At 67.4% G+C, this 17,497-nt stretch carries 19 protein-coding genes; 8 read left to right on the forward strand and 11 right to left on the reverse strand.

Going from position 1 to position 17,497, the window contains the following annotated elements:
* Nucleotides 1-34 precede the first annotated feature (34 nt).
* The 4 genes from AC1DFU_RS24645 to gcl form a co-directional block, all read right to left on the reverse strand.
* The gene (locus AC1DFU_RS24645) at nt 35-1,366 is read right to left on the reverse strand and encodes a glycerate kinase type-2 family protein (protein ID WP_441593526.1); all 1,332 of its coding nucleotides are present in this window, start codon (nt 1,364-1,366) and stop codon (nt 35-37) included.
* Between the two features lie 89 nt (nt 1,367-1,455).
* On the reverse strand, nt 1,456-2,379 hold the full coding sequence (locus AC1DFU_RS24650) for a 2-hydroxy-3-oxopropionate reductase (protein WP_441593527.1): 924 nt from the start codon (nt 2,377-2,379) through the stop codon (nt 1,456-1,458).
* Between the two features lie 57 nt (nt 2,380-2,436).
* Entirely contained in the window at nt 2,437-3,219 is a 783-nt protein-coding gene (gene hyi, locus AC1DFU_RS24655) for a hydroxypyruvate isomerase (RefSeq protein ID WP_441593528.1), read from the reverse strand.
* Between the two features lie 17 nt (nt 3,220-3,236).
* Nucleotides 3,237-5,021: a glyoxylate carboligase gene (gene gcl / locus AC1DFU_RS24660; protein ID WP_092300216.1), complete on the reverse strand. Its 1,785-nt coding sequence runs from the start codon at nt 5,019-5,021 to the stop codon at nt 3,237-3,239.
* Between the two features lie 295 nt (nt 5,022-5,316).
* Here gcl and AC1DFU_RS24665 point away from each other — a divergent pair, with 295 nt between their 5' ends.
* Both AC1DFU_RS24665 and AC1DFU_RS24670 read left to right on the forward strand, forming a co-directional pair.
* Nucleotides 5,317-5,997: a hypothetical protein gene (locus AC1DFU_RS24665; protein ID WP_441593529.1), complete on the forward strand. Its 681-nt coding sequence runs from the start codon at nt 5,317-5,319 to the stop codon at nt 5,995-5,997.
* Nucleotides 5,998-6,060: 63 nt separating this feature from the next.
* Nucleotides 6,061-6,978, forward strand: coding sequence for a LysR family transcriptional regulator (locus AC1DFU_RS24670; protein WP_092300210.1), 918 nt, complete (start codon nt 6,061-6,063; stop codon nt 6,976-6,978).
* A 183-nt stretch (nt 6,979-7,161) separates the two neighbouring features.
* Here AC1DFU_RS24670 and AC1DFU_RS24675 read toward each other — a convergent pair whose 3' ends face one another.
* Both AC1DFU_RS24675 and AC1DFU_RS24680 read right to left on the reverse strand, forming a co-directional pair.
* Nucleotides 7,162-7,854, reverse strand: a complete 693-nt coding sequence (locus AC1DFU_RS24675) for a GntR family transcriptional regulator (RefSeq protein ID WP_092300207.1) — start codon at nt 7,852-7,854, stop codon at nt 7,162-7,164.
* A 62-nt stretch (nt 7,855-7,916) separates the two neighbouring features.
* Complete coding sequence (locus tag AC1DFU_RS24680) at nt 7,917-9,338, reverse strand: C4-dicarboxylate transporter DctA (RefSeq protein WP_441593530.1); 1,422 nt, start codon at nt 9,336-9,338, stop codon at nt 7,917-7,919.
* A gap of 290 nt (nt 9,339-9,628) precedes the next feature.
* On the opposite strand from AC1DFU_RS24680, the gene AC1DFU_RS24685 reads away from it, so the two are divergent.
* Together AC1DFU_RS24685 and AC1DFU_RS24690 are read left to right on the forward strand one after the other, a co-directional pair.
* Complete coding sequence (locus tag AC1DFU_RS24685) at nt 9,629-10,897, forward strand: allantoate amidohydrolase (RefSeq protein ID WP_092300202.1); 1,269 nt, start codon at nt 9,629-9,631, stop codon at nt 10,895-10,897.
* 84 nt (nt 10,898-10,981) lie between these two features.
* Nucleotides 10,982-12,232, forward strand: coding sequence for a M20/M25/M40 family metallo-hydrolase (locus AC1DFU_RS24690; RefSeq protein ID WP_369823534.1), 1,251 nt, complete (start codon nt 10,982-10,984; stop codon nt 12,230-12,232).
* 89 nt (nt 12,233-12,321) lie between these two features.
* Here the strand turns inward: AC1DFU_RS24690 and AC1DFU_RS24695 are convergent, their stop codons facing one another.
* Nucleotides 12,322-12,828, reverse strand: coding sequence for a MarR family winged helix-turn-helix transcriptional regulator (locus tag AC1DFU_RS24695; RefSeq protein ID WP_092300196.1), 507 nt, complete (start codon nt 12,826-12,828; stop codon nt 12,322-12,324).
* A gap of 90 nt (nt 12,829-12,918) precedes the next feature.
* Between AC1DFU_RS24695 and AC1DFU_RS24700 the strand changes: the two genes are divergently transcribed.
* Genes AC1DFU_RS24700 through AC1DFU_RS24710 form a run of 3 tightly spaced genes read left to right on the forward strand, consistent with a single transcriptional unit; the run spans nt 12,919 to nt 14,477 of the window.
* Nucleotides 12,919-13,383, forward strand: a complete 465-nt coding sequence (locus AC1DFU_RS24700; protein ID WP_092300416.1) for a carboxymuconolactone decarboxylase family protein — start codon at nt 12,919-12,921, stop codon at nt 13,381-13,383.
* A complete protein-coding gene (locus tag AC1DFU_RS24705) occupies nt 13,380-13,835 on the forward strand; it encodes a GNAT family N-acetyltransferase (protein ID WP_092300193.1) in 456 nt (151 codons plus the stop codon). Before AC1DFU_RS24700 ends, AC1DFU_RS24705 begins: the two co-directional genes overlap by 4 nt.
* 3 nt (nt 13,836-13,838) lie before the next feature.
* Nucleotides 13,839-14,477, forward strand: coding sequence for an FMN-dependent NADH-azoreductase (locus tag AC1DFU_RS24710; RefSeq protein ID WP_441593531.1), 639 nt, complete (start codon nt 13,839-13,841; stop codon nt 14,475-14,477).
* Here the strand turns inward: AC1DFU_RS24710 and AC1DFU_RS24715 are convergent, their stop codons facing one another.
* A complete protein-coding gene (locus AC1DFU_RS24715) occupies nt 14,478-15,035 on the reverse strand; it encodes a GNAT family N-acetyltransferase (protein ID WP_255370964.1) in 558 nt (185 codons plus the stop codon). It lies immediately after the preceding gene.
* 123 nt (nt 15,036-15,158) lie between these two features.
* Between AC1DFU_RS24715 and arsC the strand changes: the two genes are divergently transcribed.
* Nucleotides 15,159-15,518 carry an arsenate reductase (glutaredoxin) gene (gene arsC, locus AC1DFU_RS24720; protein ID WP_441593532.1) on the forward strand — a complete coding sequence of 120 codons (360 nt, stop codon included), beginning with the start codon at nt 15,159-15,161 and terminating at the stop codon, nt 15,516-15,518.
* Between the two features lie 97 nt (nt 15,519-15,615).
* Here arsC and AC1DFU_RS24725 read toward each other — a convergent pair whose 3' ends face one another.
* The 3 genes from AC1DFU_RS24725 to AC1DFU_RS24735 form a co-directional block, all read right to left on the reverse strand.
* Complete coding sequence (locus AC1DFU_RS24725) at nt 15,616-15,843, reverse strand: hypothetical protein (RefSeq protein WP_092300182.1); 228 nt, start codon at nt 15,841-15,843, stop codon at nt 15,616-15,618.
* Nucleotides 15,844-15,948: 105 nt separating this feature from the next.
* Complete coding sequence (locus AC1DFU_RS24730; protein ID WP_441593533.1) at nt 15,949-16,620, reverse strand: 3'-5' exonuclease family protein; 672 nt, start codon at nt 16,618-16,620, stop codon at nt 15,949-15,951.
* 10 nt (nt 16,621-16,630) lie between these two features.
* Complete coding sequence (locus AC1DFU_RS24735) at nt 16,631-17,281, reverse strand: MBL fold metallo-hydrolase (RefSeq protein ID WP_441593534.1); 651 nt, start codon at nt 17,279-17,281, stop codon at nt 16,631-16,633.
* Nucleotides 17,282-17,497: the final 216 nt, after the last annotated feature.

A 17,497-nucleotide genomic window follows, 5' to 3' on the forward strand; every position in this document is an offset into this window, starting at 1 on the left:
TCTTGTGCGACTTGTGGGGCGACGCGATCCGGGATCAGACGATCAGGATCGCGCGGAAATCGTTGACGTTGGTACGGGTGGGGCCGGTCACGACGAGGTCGTCGAGGCCGGCGAAGAACCCGTAGCCGTCGTTGTTGTCGAGGTGGGCGCGGGCGGACTGGCCACGGGCGCCGGCCCGCGTCAGCGTGTCCGGGCCGAGCAGGGCGCCGGCGTTGTCTTCGGAGCCATCGATACCGTCCGTATCCCCGGCGATGGCGTGCACGCCGGGCAGGCCGTCGAGCGCCACGGCCAGCGCCAGCAGGAATTCGGCATTGCGCCCGCCGCGCCCGTCGCCGCGCACGGTGACGGTGGTTTCGCCGCCGGACAGGATCACGCACGGCTTCTGGAATGGCTGGCCGCGCGTGGCGACCTGCCGGGCGATGGCGGCGTGCACTTCGGCCACATCGCGCGCTTCGCCCTCGATGCAATCGGACAGGATGTGCGCGGTCAGGCCCAGCTCGTGCGCGCGGGCCGCGGCGGCTTCGAGCGACTGCTGGGCGCTGGCCAGCGTGACGCTGCGGTGGCCGGCAAAGCGCGCGTCGCCGGGCTTGGGGGTTTCGCCGGCGCCGCTCTCCAGGTGCCGGCGCACGTTGGCGGGCACCTCGATCTGGTATTTGGCGATGACTGCGAGCGCGTCGGCGCAGGTGGTGGCGTCCGGCAGCGTGGGGCCGCTGGCGATCAGGGTCGGGTCATCGCCGGGGATATCGGAAATCAGCAGGGTCTCGACGCGTGCCGGCGCGCAGGCCAGCGCCAGCCGGCCGCCCTTGAGCGCGGAGAGATGCTTGCGCACGCAGTTCATCTCGCCGATGTTCGCGCCGCTGCGCAGCAGCGCCTTGTTGACCGCCTGCTTGTCTTCCAGTGTCAGGCCCGGGGCCGGTGCCGCCAGCAGCGCGGAGCCGCCGCCGGAAATCAAGCAAAGCACGAGGTCATCGGCGGTCAGTCCCCGCACGGCTTCCACCATGCGTTGGGCGGCGCGCTGGCCTGCGGCGTCGGGTACCGGGTGGGCGGCTTCCACGACCTCGATGCGCCGGCAGTCGGCGCCATGGCCGTAGCGGGTGACCACCAGCCCCGACAGCTCGCCTTGCCAGTGCGCCTCCACGGCCTGCGCCATCGCGGCGGCAGCCTTGCCCGCGCCGATCACCACGGTGCGGCCCTTGGGGGGCGATGGCAGGTGCGGCGGCAGGCAGTGGGCGGCGCTGACGGACGCCACGGCCGTGTCGAACAGGTCGCTCAGCAGCGCGCGCGCGTGGCGGGGATCGCGGAAGTCAGGGAGGCTGCCCGGTCGCTGGGGCGACAGCAGGGCGGCGGTGGCGTCGGTGGCAAGCATGTGGGGTCCGGAAGGCAAGGCAAGACCCGGGCACGGGGCCCGGGCGGGTGAGGCTAGGTACGCTTACTTCGCGCTATTACATCGCGCTATTACTTCGCGCTTTTTGCGATCTCATGGTTCGACATGATCTCGATCGCCCGGCACAGCGCCGAGTGGTCGAGCTTGCCGAAGCCGTTGGCTGCGCATGCGTTGAACAGCTCCTGCGCGGTGGCCGTGTTCGGCAGCGACACGCCCAGCGTCTTGGCCCCTTGCAGCGCCAGATTCAGATCTTTCTGATGGAGTTCGATGCGGAAGCCGGGGTCGAACGTGCGCTTGACCATCCGCTCGCCGTGCACTTCCAGAATGCGCGACGCCGCGAAGCCGCCCATCAGGGCCTGACGCACCTTGGCCGGGTCGGCGCCAGCCTTCGACGCGAACAGCAGCGCCTCGGACACCGCCTGGATGTTCAGCGCCACGATGATCTGGTTGGCCACCTTGGTGGTCTGGCCGTCGCCGTTGCCGCCGACCAGCGTGATGTTCTTGCCCATCAGCTCGAACAGCGGCTTGACCTGATCGAACGCTTCGGCCGGGCCGCCCACCATGATGGTCAGCGAGGCCGCCTTGGCGCCCACCTCGCCGCCGGAGACCGGCGCGTCGAGGTAGGAGGCGCCGAGCTTGTTGATGCGCGCCGCGAAGTCCTTGGTGGCGATCGGCGAGATCGAGCTCATGTCCACCACGATCTTGCTGTAGCTGGCTTCCTTGCCGGCCGTCTTGAGCGCCGCCGCCACGCCCTTGTCGGCGAACAGCACCGCCTCCACGTGCGGGGTGTCCGGCACCATGATGACGATGATGTCCGCGCGCTTGGCGACTTCCTCGGCGCTGGTGCACACGGTCACGCTGGCATCGACCAGCGCCTGCGGCGCCGGATTGACGTCGTGCACGAACAGCGTGTGCCCGGCGGCGCGCAGGTGGCCCGCCATCGGCGCGCCCATGATGCCGAGGCCGATAAAGCCGACGTTTCGTTGATCTGCCATGGAATGTCTCCTCTCTAATCTATCGAAAAATTCTTGAATGTCTGCGGGGCGCGCGGCTTACTGCACGCCCATCGCGGCGCGCCAGCCCAGGCCGGCCTCGGTGGTGGTCTTCGGCTTGTACTCGCAGCCGATCCAGCCGGTGTAGCCAATCTCGTCCAGGTAGCCGAACAGGTACGGGTAATTCAGCTCGCCCGTGCCCGGCTCGTTGCGGCCCGGGTTGTCCGCCAGCTGCACGTGGCGGATCTTCGGCAGGTTGGCCTTGAGCGTCGCGGCGATCTCGCCCTCCATGCGCTGCATGTGATAGATGTCGTACTGCACATACAGATTCGTCGCATTGACTTGACCGATCAGGTCCACCGCCTGCTGGGTGCGCGAGAGGAAGAAGCCGGGGATGTCGAAGGTGTTGATCGGCTCGATCAACAGGTCGATCTGCTCCTTCGCCAGCGCGGCGGCCGCGAAGCGCAGGTTCTCCACCAGCGTCTCGTTGGCCTGCTCACGCTTGACGTCCTGCGGCAGCTTGCCGACCAGGCAGTTCAGCTGGCGCACGCCGAGCACCTTCGCGTACTTGATCGCCTCGCCCACGCCTTCCTGGAACTCGCCCACGCGGTCCGGGTGGCAGGCGATGCCACGCTCGCCGGCCTCCCAGTTGCCGGCGGGCAGGTTGTGCAGCACGAGGTCCAGCTGGAACCGGCTCAGCCGGTCGGCAATCTGGTCCGCATGGAACGCGTACGGGAACAGGAACTCCACGCCCCGGAATCCGGCGCGGGCGGCGGCCTCGAAGCGGTCCAGGAAGGCCACTTCGTTGAACAGCATGGTCAGGTTGGCGGCGAGCTTTGGCATGTGTGTCTCTCTCCCGGTCAGGCGGTGGCCACTTCTTCGGACAGGATGGCCTCGTCGGCGTCCTCGATGTCCTCGATCGGCTCGAACTCGTTGATGTTGTCGATCTCGGTACCCATCGCGATATTGGTCACGCGCTCCAGGATCACTTCCACCACCACCGGCACCGAGAACTCGGCCATCAGGTCACGCGCCTCGGCGAAGGCCGGCGCGATGTCCTCGGGCTTGTGCACGCGGATCGCCTTGCAGCCGAGCCCTTCCACCACCTTGACGTGATCCACGCCATAGCCGTCCAGCTCCGGCGCGTTGACGTTGTCGAACGCCAGCTGCACGCAGTAATCCATCTCGAAGTTGCGCTGCGCCTGACGGATCAGGCCGAGGTAGGAGTTGTTCACCACGAGGTGGATGTACGGCACCTTGAACTGCGCGGCGACGGCCAGTTCCTCGATCATGAACTGGAAGTCGTAGTCGCCCGAGATGGCCACCACGTCCGATTCCGGCGAGGCCGTCTTCACGCCGATGGCGGCGGGGATCGTCCAGCCGAGCGGGCCGGCCTGACCGCAGTTGATCCAGTGGCGCGGCTGGTTCACCGACAGGAACTGCGCAGCGGCGATCTGCGACAGGCCGATAGTGCTGACGTAGCGCACGTCGCGCGGGAAGTACTGGTTCATCTCGCGGTACACGCGTTGCGGCTTGATGGGCACGTTGTCGAAGTCGCTCTTGCGCTTCATGGTGCGGCGGCGCTTCTGCACATCGGCCACCCAGGCCTTGCGGCACGGCAGGCGGCCGGCCATCTTCATCTCGCGCGCCACTTCCACGAACAGCTCCAGCGCGGCCTTGGCGTCCGAGACGATGCCGAGGTCCGGGCCGAACACGCGGCCGATCTGCGTCGGTTCGATATCGACGTGAACGAATTTCCGACCCTTCGTATAGACATCGACGCTCCCCGTGTGGCGGTTGGCCCAGCGGTTGCCGATGCCCATCACGAAGTCGGACGCCAGCAGCGTGGCATTGCCGTAGCGGTGCGAGGTCTGCAGGCCGACCATGCCGGCCTGGAGCGGATGGTCGTCGGCGAGCACGCCCCAGCCCATCAGCGTCGGCACCACCGGCACGTTGACCAGTTCGGCGAACTGCACCATCAGGTCGGCCGCATCGGCGTTGATCACGCCGCCGCCGCAGACGATCAGCGGGCGCTCGGCCGCGTTGAGCATGGCGATGGCCTTCTCGATCTGCGCGCGCGAGGCGGCCGGCTTGTACGGCTGGAGCGGCTGGTAGGTCTCCGGGTCGAATTCGATCTCGGCCACTTGCACGTCGAACGGCAGGTCGATCAGCACCGGACCCGGGCGGCCCGAGCGCATCAGGTGGAACGCCTGCTGGAAGACCTGCGGCACCAGCGCCGGCTCGCGCACGGTCACGGCCCACTTGGTCACCGGCTTGGCGATCGATTCGATATCGACGGCCTGGAAATCTTCCTTGTACAGCCGGGCGCGCGGGGCCTGGCCGGTCACGCAGAGGATGGGGATGGAATCCGCCCAGGCCGAGTACAGGCCCGTGATCATGTCCGTGCCGGCGGGGCCCGAGGTGCCCACGCACAGGCCGATATTGCCCGGCTCGGCACGCGTATAGCCTTCGGCCATATGCGAGGCGCCTTCCACGTGGCGGGCCAGCAGGTGCTTGATCGAACCGGCCTTGCGCATGGCCGAGTAGAACGGGTTGATCGCGGCGCCGGGCACGCCGAACGCGGTGGTGATGCCTTCCTTCTCCAGCACGGCGATGGCCGCGTCAACTGCTCTCATCTTCGGCATGTCTGTCTCCAGGGATCGAATTGAAATGGGTGAAATGTCCGCTGGCGTCGATCCTATGCCCGCAGCGGGGCGCGGATAAACAGAAGGGCGATCAGTTGATTCGATACCTGGGGTATGCAATGACCTCGCCGGCGCCGCTATGAAGTGACGAATTCAATACGTTGCAGTGCGGAATCCGCGTCCCCCACAAGCGTGGGGGTTGGGTCGATTTGGGGTGGATTGGGTGCAATTCGGGCTTTCGGTAGCAGGCCGCCCCAGCCAAAATAGCGGGCTCTGTTCTCGCCATCGCCTTGCCATGTACACGCGGCTGCCGTCCACCTATGAATTGATCGAAGCGCTCCAGGCCGGACCCGCCGAGCGCGCGCCGGACAGCCGGCTCGCGGGCGTGCTCTGGGCCGGCTTCGTGCTCGCGCTGGTGCCGGCGCTGGTGGCCGGGGGCGGGCTGGTCTGGTGGCACGAGATCCTCGGCCAGGCGCCGCCCGTGTGGCTGCCGCAGGTGTTCCACGGGCTGCTGGCGGTGTGCGGCGTGTTCTACGTGGGCGCGTGGCTGGTGCGCCTGCTGGTGCGGCGCGATGCGCTGCGGCATCCGCTGCGCTGGCTGTCGCGCCGGGTGGATGTGGAGAGCGATGCCGAGGACGCGCTGGTGCTTCGGCTCGGGCGGGTTCCCGCGCTCCAGTTGCGCGCGCGCCAGCGGCGCATCGTGCTGCAGGCGCGGCTCTGGGAAGGCGCCGCCCGCACGGTAGCGCTGGTGCTGGCGCTCGGCCCAGCGGCGGCCGTGCTGGCCGATGGGCTGGTCGTGGCGGCGCCCGACAAGGGGCCCGCGCTGGTGGCCGTGTACGGCGCCGTGCTGGTGGCCGGCGCGGCGTTCGCCCTGTTCGCCCAGTTGCAGTGCTGCGCGCCGCTGCGGCGGCTGGCCCACGTGCTGGGCGAGGCCGCCGAGATCAGCGACGCGCTGTTGCGCAGCCGCCCCAGCTGACCCGCCGGGGCTGCGAATGCCTCACAATGTGCCAGCAGGAGACAACCGGCTTGACTGGCCCATATGGATAAACTCAAACAAATCGAAGCCTTCATCGCCGTGGTGGAACATGGCAGCATGGCCGCCGCCGCGCTCACGCAGAACGTGACGCCGGTGATGATCGGCCGCCGCATCAACGCGCTCGAGGCGCGCATCGGCGTGAAGCTGCTGCACCGCTCCACACGCCGCATCGTCGTGACGGAGCAGGGCGCGGCGTTCATGGAGCAGTGCAAGAAGGCGCTGTCCGACCTGGACCGCGCCGAGATGCTGATTGCCGAAGGCAAGCACAAGGCCACCGGCCACCTGATCGTGTCCGCCCCGGCCGCGTTCGGCCGCAAGCATGTGGCGCCGCACGCGCCGGCGTTTCTGCGTGCCAATCCCGAAGTGCAGATCTCGTTCAACCTGACGGACCGCGTGGTGGATCTCGTGCGCGAGGGCTACGACGTCGGCATCCGCATCGGCGGCGCCATCGACCCGAATTTCGTGGCGATCAAGCTCGCGACGAACAAGCGGGTGGTCTGCGGCACGCCGGCCTACTTCGCCAAGCATGGGGTGCCGCACACGCTCGAGGATCTGGAGCGGCATAACTGCCTGGCCTTCAACCTGCAAGGCGGGCAGCAGCGCGGCTGGTATTTCCAGCAGAACGGCAAGACGGTGACGGTGCGCGCGCGTGGCAACCTCGATTGCAACGACGGGGAATTGCTGCACCGCTGGACCGGCGAGAGTCTGGGACTGGGCTGGCGCTCCACCTGGGAGATCCTGCCGCAGCTGGAGAGCGGCGAGTTGATCACGGTGCTCGACGAATACGCGCTGCCGGACTACGACATCCTCGCGGTGTACCCGCAGCAGCGGCCGGTGCCGGCCAAGATCCGCTTCTTCATCGAACACCTGAAGACGGCGTTCGCAAAGCCCGGCTACTGGACCGGGCGCGCCGAAGCGTAAATCGGGGCCGTAAACGAAAAAGCCCGCAGCCGTTGCGGTCTGCGGGCAGCCCTTCTTGCGAAGGGCGGGGAGAGCTCATGAAGTGCGCCCCCGCAACTTCATGGCGAGAGGAATGATGCGCCTCCCGCCGCGTTTTGGACTTGATCGCCGTCAAGCGCCAGGCATTCCCTGAAGATGCAGCGATCAGGCCAGCAACGCCGTCACCAGATCCTTGCCGCGCGATGCGCCCGGCACCTCCTCAAAGTGCAACGCCGCCTCCACATGCGCGAGGTGATCGACCATCAGCGTGACTGCCCGCTCCGCATCGCCCGCGCGCGCGGCGTCGATGAACTCGCGATGCTCGTCGGAGGAACACGTGGCATCGCGCCGGCTCTGGTACAGCATGGTGATGACCGCGCTGCGCATGGACAGCTCGCGCATGATCTCGGTCAGCACGTTGTTGCCAACCACCTCCGCCAGCACGATGTGGAAGTCGCCCAGCAGCCGGGTGCGCACCTGCGCGTCGTTGCCGCCCAGGGACTTGCGCTCGGCGGCCAGATGCTTGTCGATGCGCTTGTAGTCCGCCGCCGTGGCCTTGGCCACGAACTCGCGCGCCAGCGCGGCCTCCAGGATGCGCCGCACCGCGAAGACTTCACGCGCCTCCTCGGCACTCGGCTTGGCGACGAAGGCGCCCTTGTCCGGCACGATCTGGATGACCTTGTCCTTGGACAGCATCAGCAGCGCGGCCCGCACCTTGGTGCGGCTGACGCGATAGACGCTGGCCAGCGCCTCCTCCCGCAGCTTGGTGCCGGGGGGCAGGCGGTGCGAGACGATGGCGGCGACGATGTCGTCGGCAATCGCCTCGGCGGTCATGTCTGGATCGATGTGCTCGGGCATGGTGTCGCGCCTCTCGCCTCTGGGGGCGGACCGGCGCGGTGCGGGATTGGGAATGCGTGATTCTAGCGCCCCGCGACCGTGCCAGGCAGCGGCGCACCCACGGGGACTTTCCCGGTGTCCGCGCCGAGGCTGTCGCCCAGCGCCTCCAGGCCCGCGTCGAGATCACCCGCCGGAATCGTGCCGTTGAGCACCGCGTGGGCACGCTCCCGGTCGATATCCTTCTCCCAGGCCGCCACCACCACCGTCGCCACGCAGTTGCCGATCAGGTTGCCCACGGCGCGCGCGATGCCGATGAACCAGTCGACGGACAGCACCAGCACCAGGCCGATGGCGGGAATCGCCGGATGGGCCGACAGCGTCGCCGCCAGGATCACGATGGCCGAGCCCGGAATGCCGTGCGCGCCCTTCGAGGTGACCAGCGCCACGGCCAGGATGCCGAGCAGGTCGCCCAGCGCAAGCGGCGTATTCGTGGCTTGGGCGATGAAGACCGCCGCGAGCGTCAGGTAGATCGAGAACGCATCGAGGTTGAACGAGTAGCCGGTAGGAATCACCAGCCCGACCACCGACTTGCGCACGCCCATGAATTCGAGCTTCTTCATGACCTGCGGGAGCACGCTGTCCGAGGACGCCGTACCCAGCACCACCAGCAGTTCAGCCTTCAGATAGCGGATCAGCTTGATTACCGAGAACCCGCAGATCCGCATGATGGTGCCGAGCACCACGAGCACGAAGATCGTCACCGCGCCGTAGAACAGGATCACCAGGAAGCCGAGCTGCTTGAGCGAGCCGATGCCGTACTTGCCCACCGTGAACGCCACCGCGCCGAGCACGCCCAGCGGGGCCAGCTTGATGATGAAGCCCATCATCTTGAACAGCGTGTGGGAAAAGGTGTCGATCAGGCGCACCAGCGGCTTGCCCGACTCGCCCACCAGCGACAGCGCGCAGCCGAACAGCACGGAGACCAGCAGCACCTGGAGCACGTCGCCGTTGGTGAAGGCGCCCATCACCGTGTTCGGGATCAGCTTGAGCAGGAAATCGACCGTGCCGGCGCTTTTCACCTTCTCGGCGTTGTCGATATAGGCGGCCATGGCCGAGATATCGAGCGTGCGCGGGTTCACGTTCATGCCCGTGCCGGGTTGGAACACGTAGGCCAGCACGATGCCCAGCGCCAGCGCGATGGTCGTGACGATCTCGAAGTAGATCACCGCCTTGATGCCGACCCGGCCCACCTTCTTCAGCTCGCCGGCGCCGCAGATACCGGCCACGACCACGCAGAACACGATGGGGCCGATCAGCATCTTGATCAGCTTGATGAAGGCATCGCCAAGGGGCTTGAGCTTGGCGGCGAACTCGGGAAAGCAGAGCCCGAGCAGGGTGCCGAGCACCAGGGCGATCAATACCTGGCCGAATAGCGAGCGAGTCAAGCGGCTAAAACTGCGGGCATGCAGGCGAGGGGGGCGCTGCGCGGGAAGGGATTGCTGCATCGTTGTCTCCGTGCCGGGCGGGTCCGGAATGGCCTGCCCTGATCTGGGTTTGGGAACGCCACGCCACCCTCGGCCGGGCTCGACAGGATTGTCGATAAACGATTGTCCGGGCGGGATTGTCGGTGCGTGCAGGCCAATATAGTGCATATCATTTTTGTATGCAATTTTTGAATTCACTGTGCTAACATGAATCGCAGAGAATAGAGCTTCGGCACCGGGCGCCCGCCCGGACTGGCGCCCCCGCCAGGACCCTCAGCGCCGGGCTACATGTAGATCGCAGGAGACCCGCTATGGCAGTAACCCCGGCAGCAACCCCGACGACCTTGGCCCCGGAGGCCGGCGCCCGCATCATGGCCTGGGCCGACGCCCTGGCCGTCCACACCGAGCAGCCCGGGCTGCTGACCCGCACCTACCTGACCGACGCCCACCACGGCGCCGCCGCACAACTAGCCGAATGGATGCGCGAAGCGGGCATGACCGTGCGCCGCGACGCCGCCGGCAACGTCATCGGCCGCTACGAAGGCACCTCGCCCGACGCTCCCGCGCTGCTCACCGGCTCCCACTTCGACACCGTGCGCGATGCTGGCCGCTATGACGGCAACCTCGGCGTGATCCTGCCGATTGCCTGCGTGGCCGAGTGGCACCGCCAGGGCAAGCGCTTCCCGTTCGCCATCGAGGTGGTCGGCTTTGCCGAGGAGGAGGGCGTGCGCTTCAAGGCGACGCTGCTGGGCAGCCGTGCGATTGCCGGCACCTTCGACACCAATGTGCTCGACAACGTCGATGACTCCGGCAAGACCATGCGCGAGGTAATGCGCGCGGCCGGCTTCGACGCTGCCGAGCTACCCGCCGCCGCCCATGACCGCCAGCGCGTGCTGGGCTTCGTCGAGGTGCATATCGAGCAGGGCCCGGTGCTGCTGAACGAGGGCCTGGCCGTGGGCGTGGTCACCGCCATCTCGGGCGCCACGCGCTTTATCGTCGAACTGGAAGGGCTGGCCGGCCACGCCGGCACCGTGCCGATGGACATGCGCCGCGACGCCGCGATGGCCGGCGCGGAGATCGGCCTCTATATAGAGAAGCGTTGCAGCGGCAAGCCGGGCCTGGTCGGCACGGTCGGCCAGTTCAACGTGCCCAATGGCGCGACCAACGTGGTGCCGGGCCGCGCCGTGTTCTCCATCGACATCCGCGCCGGGCAGGACGCCGAGCGCGAGGCCGCCGTCAACGACGTGCTGGCCGAGATCGAACGCATCGGCGCGCGCCGCAACGTGCGCGTGCAGGTGCGCAAGACCCACGAAGCCAAGAGCGTGCCGTGCGCGCCGTGGCTGCAATCGCAATGGGCCGCCGCCGTCGAGCGCCAGGGCGTGCCGGTGCGGCACCTGCCCTCGGGCGCCGGCCACGACGCCATGGCGATTTCCGCGATTGCCGATGTGGCGATGCTGTTCGTGCGCTGCGGCAACGGCGGCATCAGCCATCACCCCACCGAGACCATGACCCCCGAAGACGCGCAGACCGCCGCGCGGGTGTTCGCCGATTTTGTCGAGCACTTCCAGCGGCAGCAGTAAGCCCCGGCGGTACCACGCAGCGCGCCCAAGCCATTTATCGAACAAATCCGAATCCAGAGCCAGAACATGACCGCACGAGACAACATGAACCTCATCGAGACCACGCTCACGCAGACCATCGACGCGCTGCGTCCGCAGCAGGAGGCCTTCCTGGCCGAGCTGGTCAAGGTGCCGTCCGACAACCCGCCCGGCGACTGCGACGCCCACGGCAAGCGCGCCAGGACGCTGCTCGAAGGGCTGGGTTTCCAGGTGGAAGCGCACAAGGTGCCCGAGGACAAGGTCCGCGCGGCGGGCATGATCAGCGCCACCAACCTGCTGGTGCGCAAGACCTTCGGCAAGGGCGGCCCGACCATCGCCATGAACGCCCACGGCGATGTGGTGCCCCCCGGCCTGGGCTGGACCAAGGACCCGTACGGCGGCGAGATTGCCGACAGCGAGCACGGCCCGGTGATGTATGGCCGTGGCGTGGCGGTGTCCAAGTCGGACTTCGCCACCTACGCCTATGCGGTGCTGGCGCTTCAGGAAGCCGAGAAGCAGGGCGCCAAGCTCAACGGCACGGTGGAACTCCAGTTCACGTACGACGAGGAAACCGGCGGCGACATCGGCCCGAAGTTCCTGCTCGACGAAGGGCTGACCAAGCCTGACTACGCGATTTCGGCCGGCTTCTCGTACGGCATCACCTCGGCCCACAACGGCTGCCTGCACGTGGAAGTGACCGTCAAGGGCAAGCAGGGCCACGCGGCCATGCCGCACACCGGCGTGGACGCCATCGAGGCCGCCACCCACATCCTGCAGGCGATCTACGGCCTGCGCGCGGAGCTGGCCACGCGCAAGAGCAAGGTGCCGGGCATCGACACGGCCACGCTGAACGTCGGCCTGATCAAGGGCGGCATCAACACCAACGTGGTGCCGGACCTGGTCACCTTCCGCGTGGACCGCCGCATGATTCCGGAAGAGATCGGCTTCGATGCCGAAGGCGAACTGCGCGCCGTGGTGGAGCGTGCCGCCAAGGACCGCCCGGGTATCGAGGTCAAGGTGGAACGCATCATCCTGGCCGAGCCGCTGTCCGAGCTGCCCGGCGTGGAGAAGCTGATCGGCGCGCTCAAGAGCCGTGCCGAGGCCGTGTTCGGCGTGGAGATCCCGGTGCAGGGCGTGCCGCTCTACACCGACGCCCGCCACTACACCAGCCACGGCATTCCCACGGTGCTGTACGGCGCCGGCCCGCGCACGCTGATGGAGGCGCGCGGCCACAACTCGGACGAGAACCTGCGCCTGAACGACCTGAACCGCGCGACCAAGGTGGTGGCGCTGGCGCTCTCGGACCTGATGGCCTGATTCCGATGGTCTGAGCGCCTGTAAAGAACCCTTTGTTGTGACTTGCGGCCCGCGCGACTTCCGTCTCGCGGGCTTTTTTCATGGCCCGGCTAGGCGGTCAGGCCCTCTTCGGGCGATGCCAGGCTGACCAGCCAGCGCCGCACCACCTGTTCTTCCTCGGACGTCAGCCCAGCGCGCAGATCCTCGTCGACCTTTGTCGCACGCGCCTTGCAGCCCGCCAGCAAGGTGCGGCCGGCCTCGGTCAGGGCGATGGTCTGGATGCGCCCGTGCACCGGATGCGGCGTGCGGGCGATGGCGCCCACCTTTTCCAGGTTGTTCATGATCACGCTCACGGTCTGCGGCGTCAGCAGCGCCAGCCGCGCCACGTCCGCGCCCGAGATGCCCGGGTAGGCGCCTAGCATCGTCAGCACGAAGAACTGCGGCACGGTCACGCCGAGGTCGTCGAGCGCGCGTTCCATGCGCAGCCGGTTGGCGGCGCTGGCCTGCCGCAGCAGGTAGGCCAGATAGCCGCTCTCGCCGCGCTTGCCTTCGCCGGGCGCCGGAAGGCGTGACGCCTCCGCCGCTGATGCCCCTACCTGCGCTGTGGTCTTAGCCATAATGTCAAAGCTCTTATATCATGTTCGAACTCTTACATCTTACCTCAACCGACCGACCGGGCCAACCGGACCAAGGAGCACGACATGACGATGGATTTCCAACAATTTACGGCGACAGCCCCCGATGTCTACGCCGCACTGGGCGGCGTGGGACGCGCGGTGGACGCGTCCGGCCTGGACAAGGCGCTGACCGAACTGGTGAAGCTGCGGGTCTCCCAGCTCAACGGCTGCGCGTTCTGCCTGCAATTCCATCTGAACATCGCGCGCAAGCTCGACATCGACCCGCGCAAGTTCGATCTGCTGGCCGGATGGCGCGACGCCGGCATCTACACCGTGCGCGAGCAGGCGGCCCTGGCCTTGGCCGAAGCGCTCGTCCGCATGACCGACCACGCCGCGCTGGACGCCGCGCAGGCGCAGGTCAAGGCGGTCTTCACGAAGGAGGAACGCGTGTTCCTGGCCACCGCCATTGCCGCCATCAACGCGTGGAACCGCATCGCCGTGGGGCTGCACTTCCCGCCGCCGGCCGCCACGCCCGCCACCGGGAGCCGCGCATGAGCACCGTCGTCAAAGAAATCGACCTGATTCAGATTCGTCGCATCGACACCGGCGGCGAAGTGGCGGCCTGTTTCCCGCTGATGCACCAGCTCCGGCCGCATCTGGCCGATGCCGATGAACTCGTGGCGCGCTGGCGGCGGCAGGCCGACGTGGGCTACCGCCTGGTCGGCCTGTGGGATGACGGCCAGCTCGTGGCGCTGGCCGGGTACCGGATGCAGGAGAATCTCGTCTACGGCGATTTCCTGTATGTGGACGACCTGGTTACGGACGCCAACATACGCAGCGCCGGGTACGGCCGGATGCTGATGGACTGGCTCAAGGAAGAGTCCCGCGCGCTCAATGCCCGCCTGCTGGTGCTGGATACGCCACTCACCAACGTGCTGGGCCATCGTTTCTATTACCGTAACGGTCTGCTGGCCCAGACGCTGCGCTTCAAATATCAATTGGACTGAGACATGACGACATTGCTCCACCTGAACGTCAGCCCCCGGGGCGAGACGTCGCACAGCCGCCGCGCGGCCGACTGGATTCGCCAGAAGCTGGCCGCGCAACACGCGCCGCTGACCGTGCTCGAACGGGACCTCGCCGCCGACCCGCTGCCACCCATCGGCGCGGCGTTCACGGAAGCCAACATGGCCGGCGCGGCCGGGCTGCTGAAGGAAGGGGAGGTGCCGCCGGCGCTCGCGCTGTCCGAGACGCTGATCGCGGAACTCGAGGCGGCCGACATGGTGCTGCTGGCCACGCCGATGCACAACTTCACGGTGCCGGCCACGCTGAAGACCTGGATCGACCTCGTCGTGCGGCCCGAGCGCACCTTCCGCAGCTCGCGGCAGGGCAAGATCGGACTGCTGCGCGACCGGCCCGTGCTGGCCGTGGTGGCCTGCGGCGGCCCGGTCCGCGAGGGCCCCGGCAGCCAGCAGGACTTCCTGACGCCTTACCTGAAGTACGTGCTTGGCACGATCGGCCTCATCAGTGTGGAAGTGCTGCGCATGGACAACACCGCCCGAGGTCCGGAGTACATCGCCCACGGGCTGGAGCACCTGCAGACCTGGGCCGATGCCACGCTGCCGGGGTTGGCGGTGGCTGCCGCCTGATCAGCCGGGCACCGAGGCGTCGCCCACCCCCAGCGGGCGCTGCATCAGCACCGTGTCGATCCACTGGCCGTGCTTGAGTCCGACCGATTCGAGCCGGCCCACCGTCCGGAAGCCCAGCCGCTCGTGCACGGCCACGGACCCGGCACCCTCGCCGCTGGCGGTGATGGCCACCACAGCCACCATCTGGCGCCACGGCCCGGCCTCGCAGCGGGCAATCAGTTCGGCCAGCAGCGCGCGGCCCAGGCCCTCGCCGGTATGGCGATGACCGATATAGATCGAATCCTCGATAGCGAAGCGGTAGGCGCTGCGCGCGCGGTAGGACGACGCGTAGGCGTAGCCCAGCACCTCGCCATCCCGCTCGGCGACGATGTACGGCAGGTGCTTCTTGAGTACCTCGCCATACCGCAGGCGCATGTCGTCCACGGACGGGATCACTTCCTCGAACGAGGCGCGCCCGTGCTCGACATGATGGGCGTAGATGGCATGGATGGCCGGCACGTCGTCGGGCGTGGCATCGCGGAGGTGGAAGGGCTTGCGGGGGGCGGATGATTCGGACACGGTGTTTCGGAGGCAGTCAGACCAGTCAGGGAAATCTTGTGCGAAGCACATTCCGTACCTTACCGCGTCGCGCGCGCAGGCGCTTGTATATAGTGCGGTGATATTTATCCGGAGAACGCCACCATGATCACGATCTACCACAACCCCCGTTGCTCGAAGTCGCGCGAGACGCTCGCGCTGGTCGAGTCGGCGGCGCAGCGTCTGGGCGAGCCGGTTGAGGTGGTGGAGTACCTGAAGCAGCCGCCCACACTGGCCACGCTGCGCCAGCTCCATACGATGCTGGGCCTGCCGGTGCGCGAGATGCTGCGCAGCAACGAGGATGTCTACAAGGAGCTCGATCTGGCCGACCCCGGCCTGACCGACGGCGAACTGCTGGCCGCCGTAGCCGACAACCCGATCCTGCTGCAACGCCCGGTGGTGGTCCGCAACCGCCAGGCCGCCATCGGCCGCCCGCCCGAAGCCGTGTCGGCCCTGCTGGACTGACCGGCTGCACCAATTCGGGGCCCGAAATAGAACCGGCCTCCCGCAAGGGGAGGCCGGCCGGTCAGACAGGCGATTCGCGTCAGGCGAGTCGTCGTAATCAAACACCCAGCCAGTGCAGGGCCTCCTGACCGAAAGCGATGGCGGCGAGCACCACCAGCAGCGTCACCAGCGTGACCGTGCTGACATAGACCGTAGCCTTGGCGATTTCCGCATCCTCGCTCGGAGAATGCATCCGGGTGATGGCGGAAGTGCGCGCGTGGGTGCGGTGTGGCCAGTGCAGTCTGCCGCTCAGGTCCTTGAAATGGAGATCGGGATGGAATCGCATGGCACACCTCCTCGGGCGTCGGTAGCCGCTTCAACAGCCACTTCTACTATAGGCAAACGCCACGGGAAACGCGCCGTTTCCTGCGACCGCCGGGGCGTACCCAGTTCAGCGTTCGACGGTTGGATGTGAGCTATCGCTATCGTTGGAATCCGCGCCAGCAGCAGAATTTGCCGAAGCGACCGTCGCCAGCGTCGCTTCCCGCGCGCGCAGCTCGGCCAGCATGTTGCAGAACAGGGCGCCCTGCTCGAGGGCGTCGTCCAGGGCGATGTGGGTGTGTGGCAACGGGTCGTGCCAGTGGGCCGGGAAGGCCGGCTTGACCGACTTCCGGTACGGCCGCCCGGTCAGCGCGAAGCCGAGCGTCTTGATGTCCAGCGCCGCCCAGCCGAAGGGCGAGCGGCCGGCGTACCGCATCATGTACCAGAACACCCAGGTGAAATCGAAACCGGCCGGAAAGGCGATGAACACCGGCTTGCCCGGCAGGCTTTCCACCCATTCCACGTAGCGCGGCATCACATCCTCGGGGCGTTCGAGGTCGCGCCGGCACGCCGCCCAGGCCTCAGGCTGGGTCTTCCACCACTGCATCTGCACCGGATGGCCGGCGGCGCCGGGCAGGGTTTCGAGGTTGGCGGAGAAGGTGCCGAGCACGGTCTTGTCGGCCAGCATCGCCGCCGAGGCGAACGAGAGCATCGAATGCGGGCCCGGGATCGGGCCGTCGGCCTCCACGTCGGTGCTGACGTAGATCTCGGGACGGGTATCGGGTGCCTGCTTCTTCGCCATCGGGATGATTTCAGGCCGCGTCGATCAGGTGATCGGCCACGTAGGGGTTGTTGCGGCGTTCCTCGCCGAAGGTAGACACCGGGCCGTGCCCGGGCACGAAGGTCACGTCCTCGCCCAGCGGCCACAGCCGCGTGCGGATCGAGCGGATCAGGTCGGCGTGGTTGCCGCGCGGGAAATCGGTCCGGCCGATCGAGCCCGCGAACAGCACATCGCCGACGATCGCCAACTGGTTGGCGCGCGAGAAGAACACCACGTGGCCCGGTGTGTGGCCGGGGCAGTGGTAGACCTCGAGCGTCTCGCCGCCGAACGTCACGGTGTCGCCGTTGTCCAGCCAGCGGTCCGGCTCGAACGCTTCCGCATGGCCGAAGCCGAAGCGGCGCGTCTGGTCGGGCAGTTGATCGATCCAGAACCGCTCGTCCTCGTGCGGCCCCTCGATCGGGATGTCGAGCTGGCGCGAAAGCGCCGCCGCGCCGGCGCAATGGTCGACGTGACCGTGCGTCAGGAAGATCTTTTCCAGCGTCACGCCTTGCTCCGCGACGGCGGCCAGGATGCGGTCGAGGTCGCCGCCGGGGTCGCACACGGCGGCACGGCCGGTGGTCTCGTCGATCCACAGCGAGCAGTTTTGTTGGAACGGGGTGACGGGAATCAGGAGGACTTTCATGGGTCGATGCGGGCGCTTTGTCGTGTGCGCCACGGCACGGTCTGGCCGAGGCGGTCATTGTAACGTCGCCCCATGGCCCCCCGTCTCAAACGGGTGTCAGACGGGTTGAGACGATTCTGAAAGTGAATTTCAAGACACTCATAAATGCGCTTGTCATATTCGGCGCAATCCCTTGTCAGGCTTTGCATTGCGGGGATTCGTGCCGATCTTCAAAGC

It is taken from the genome of Cupriavidus sp. 10L45, assembly GCF_056395225.1.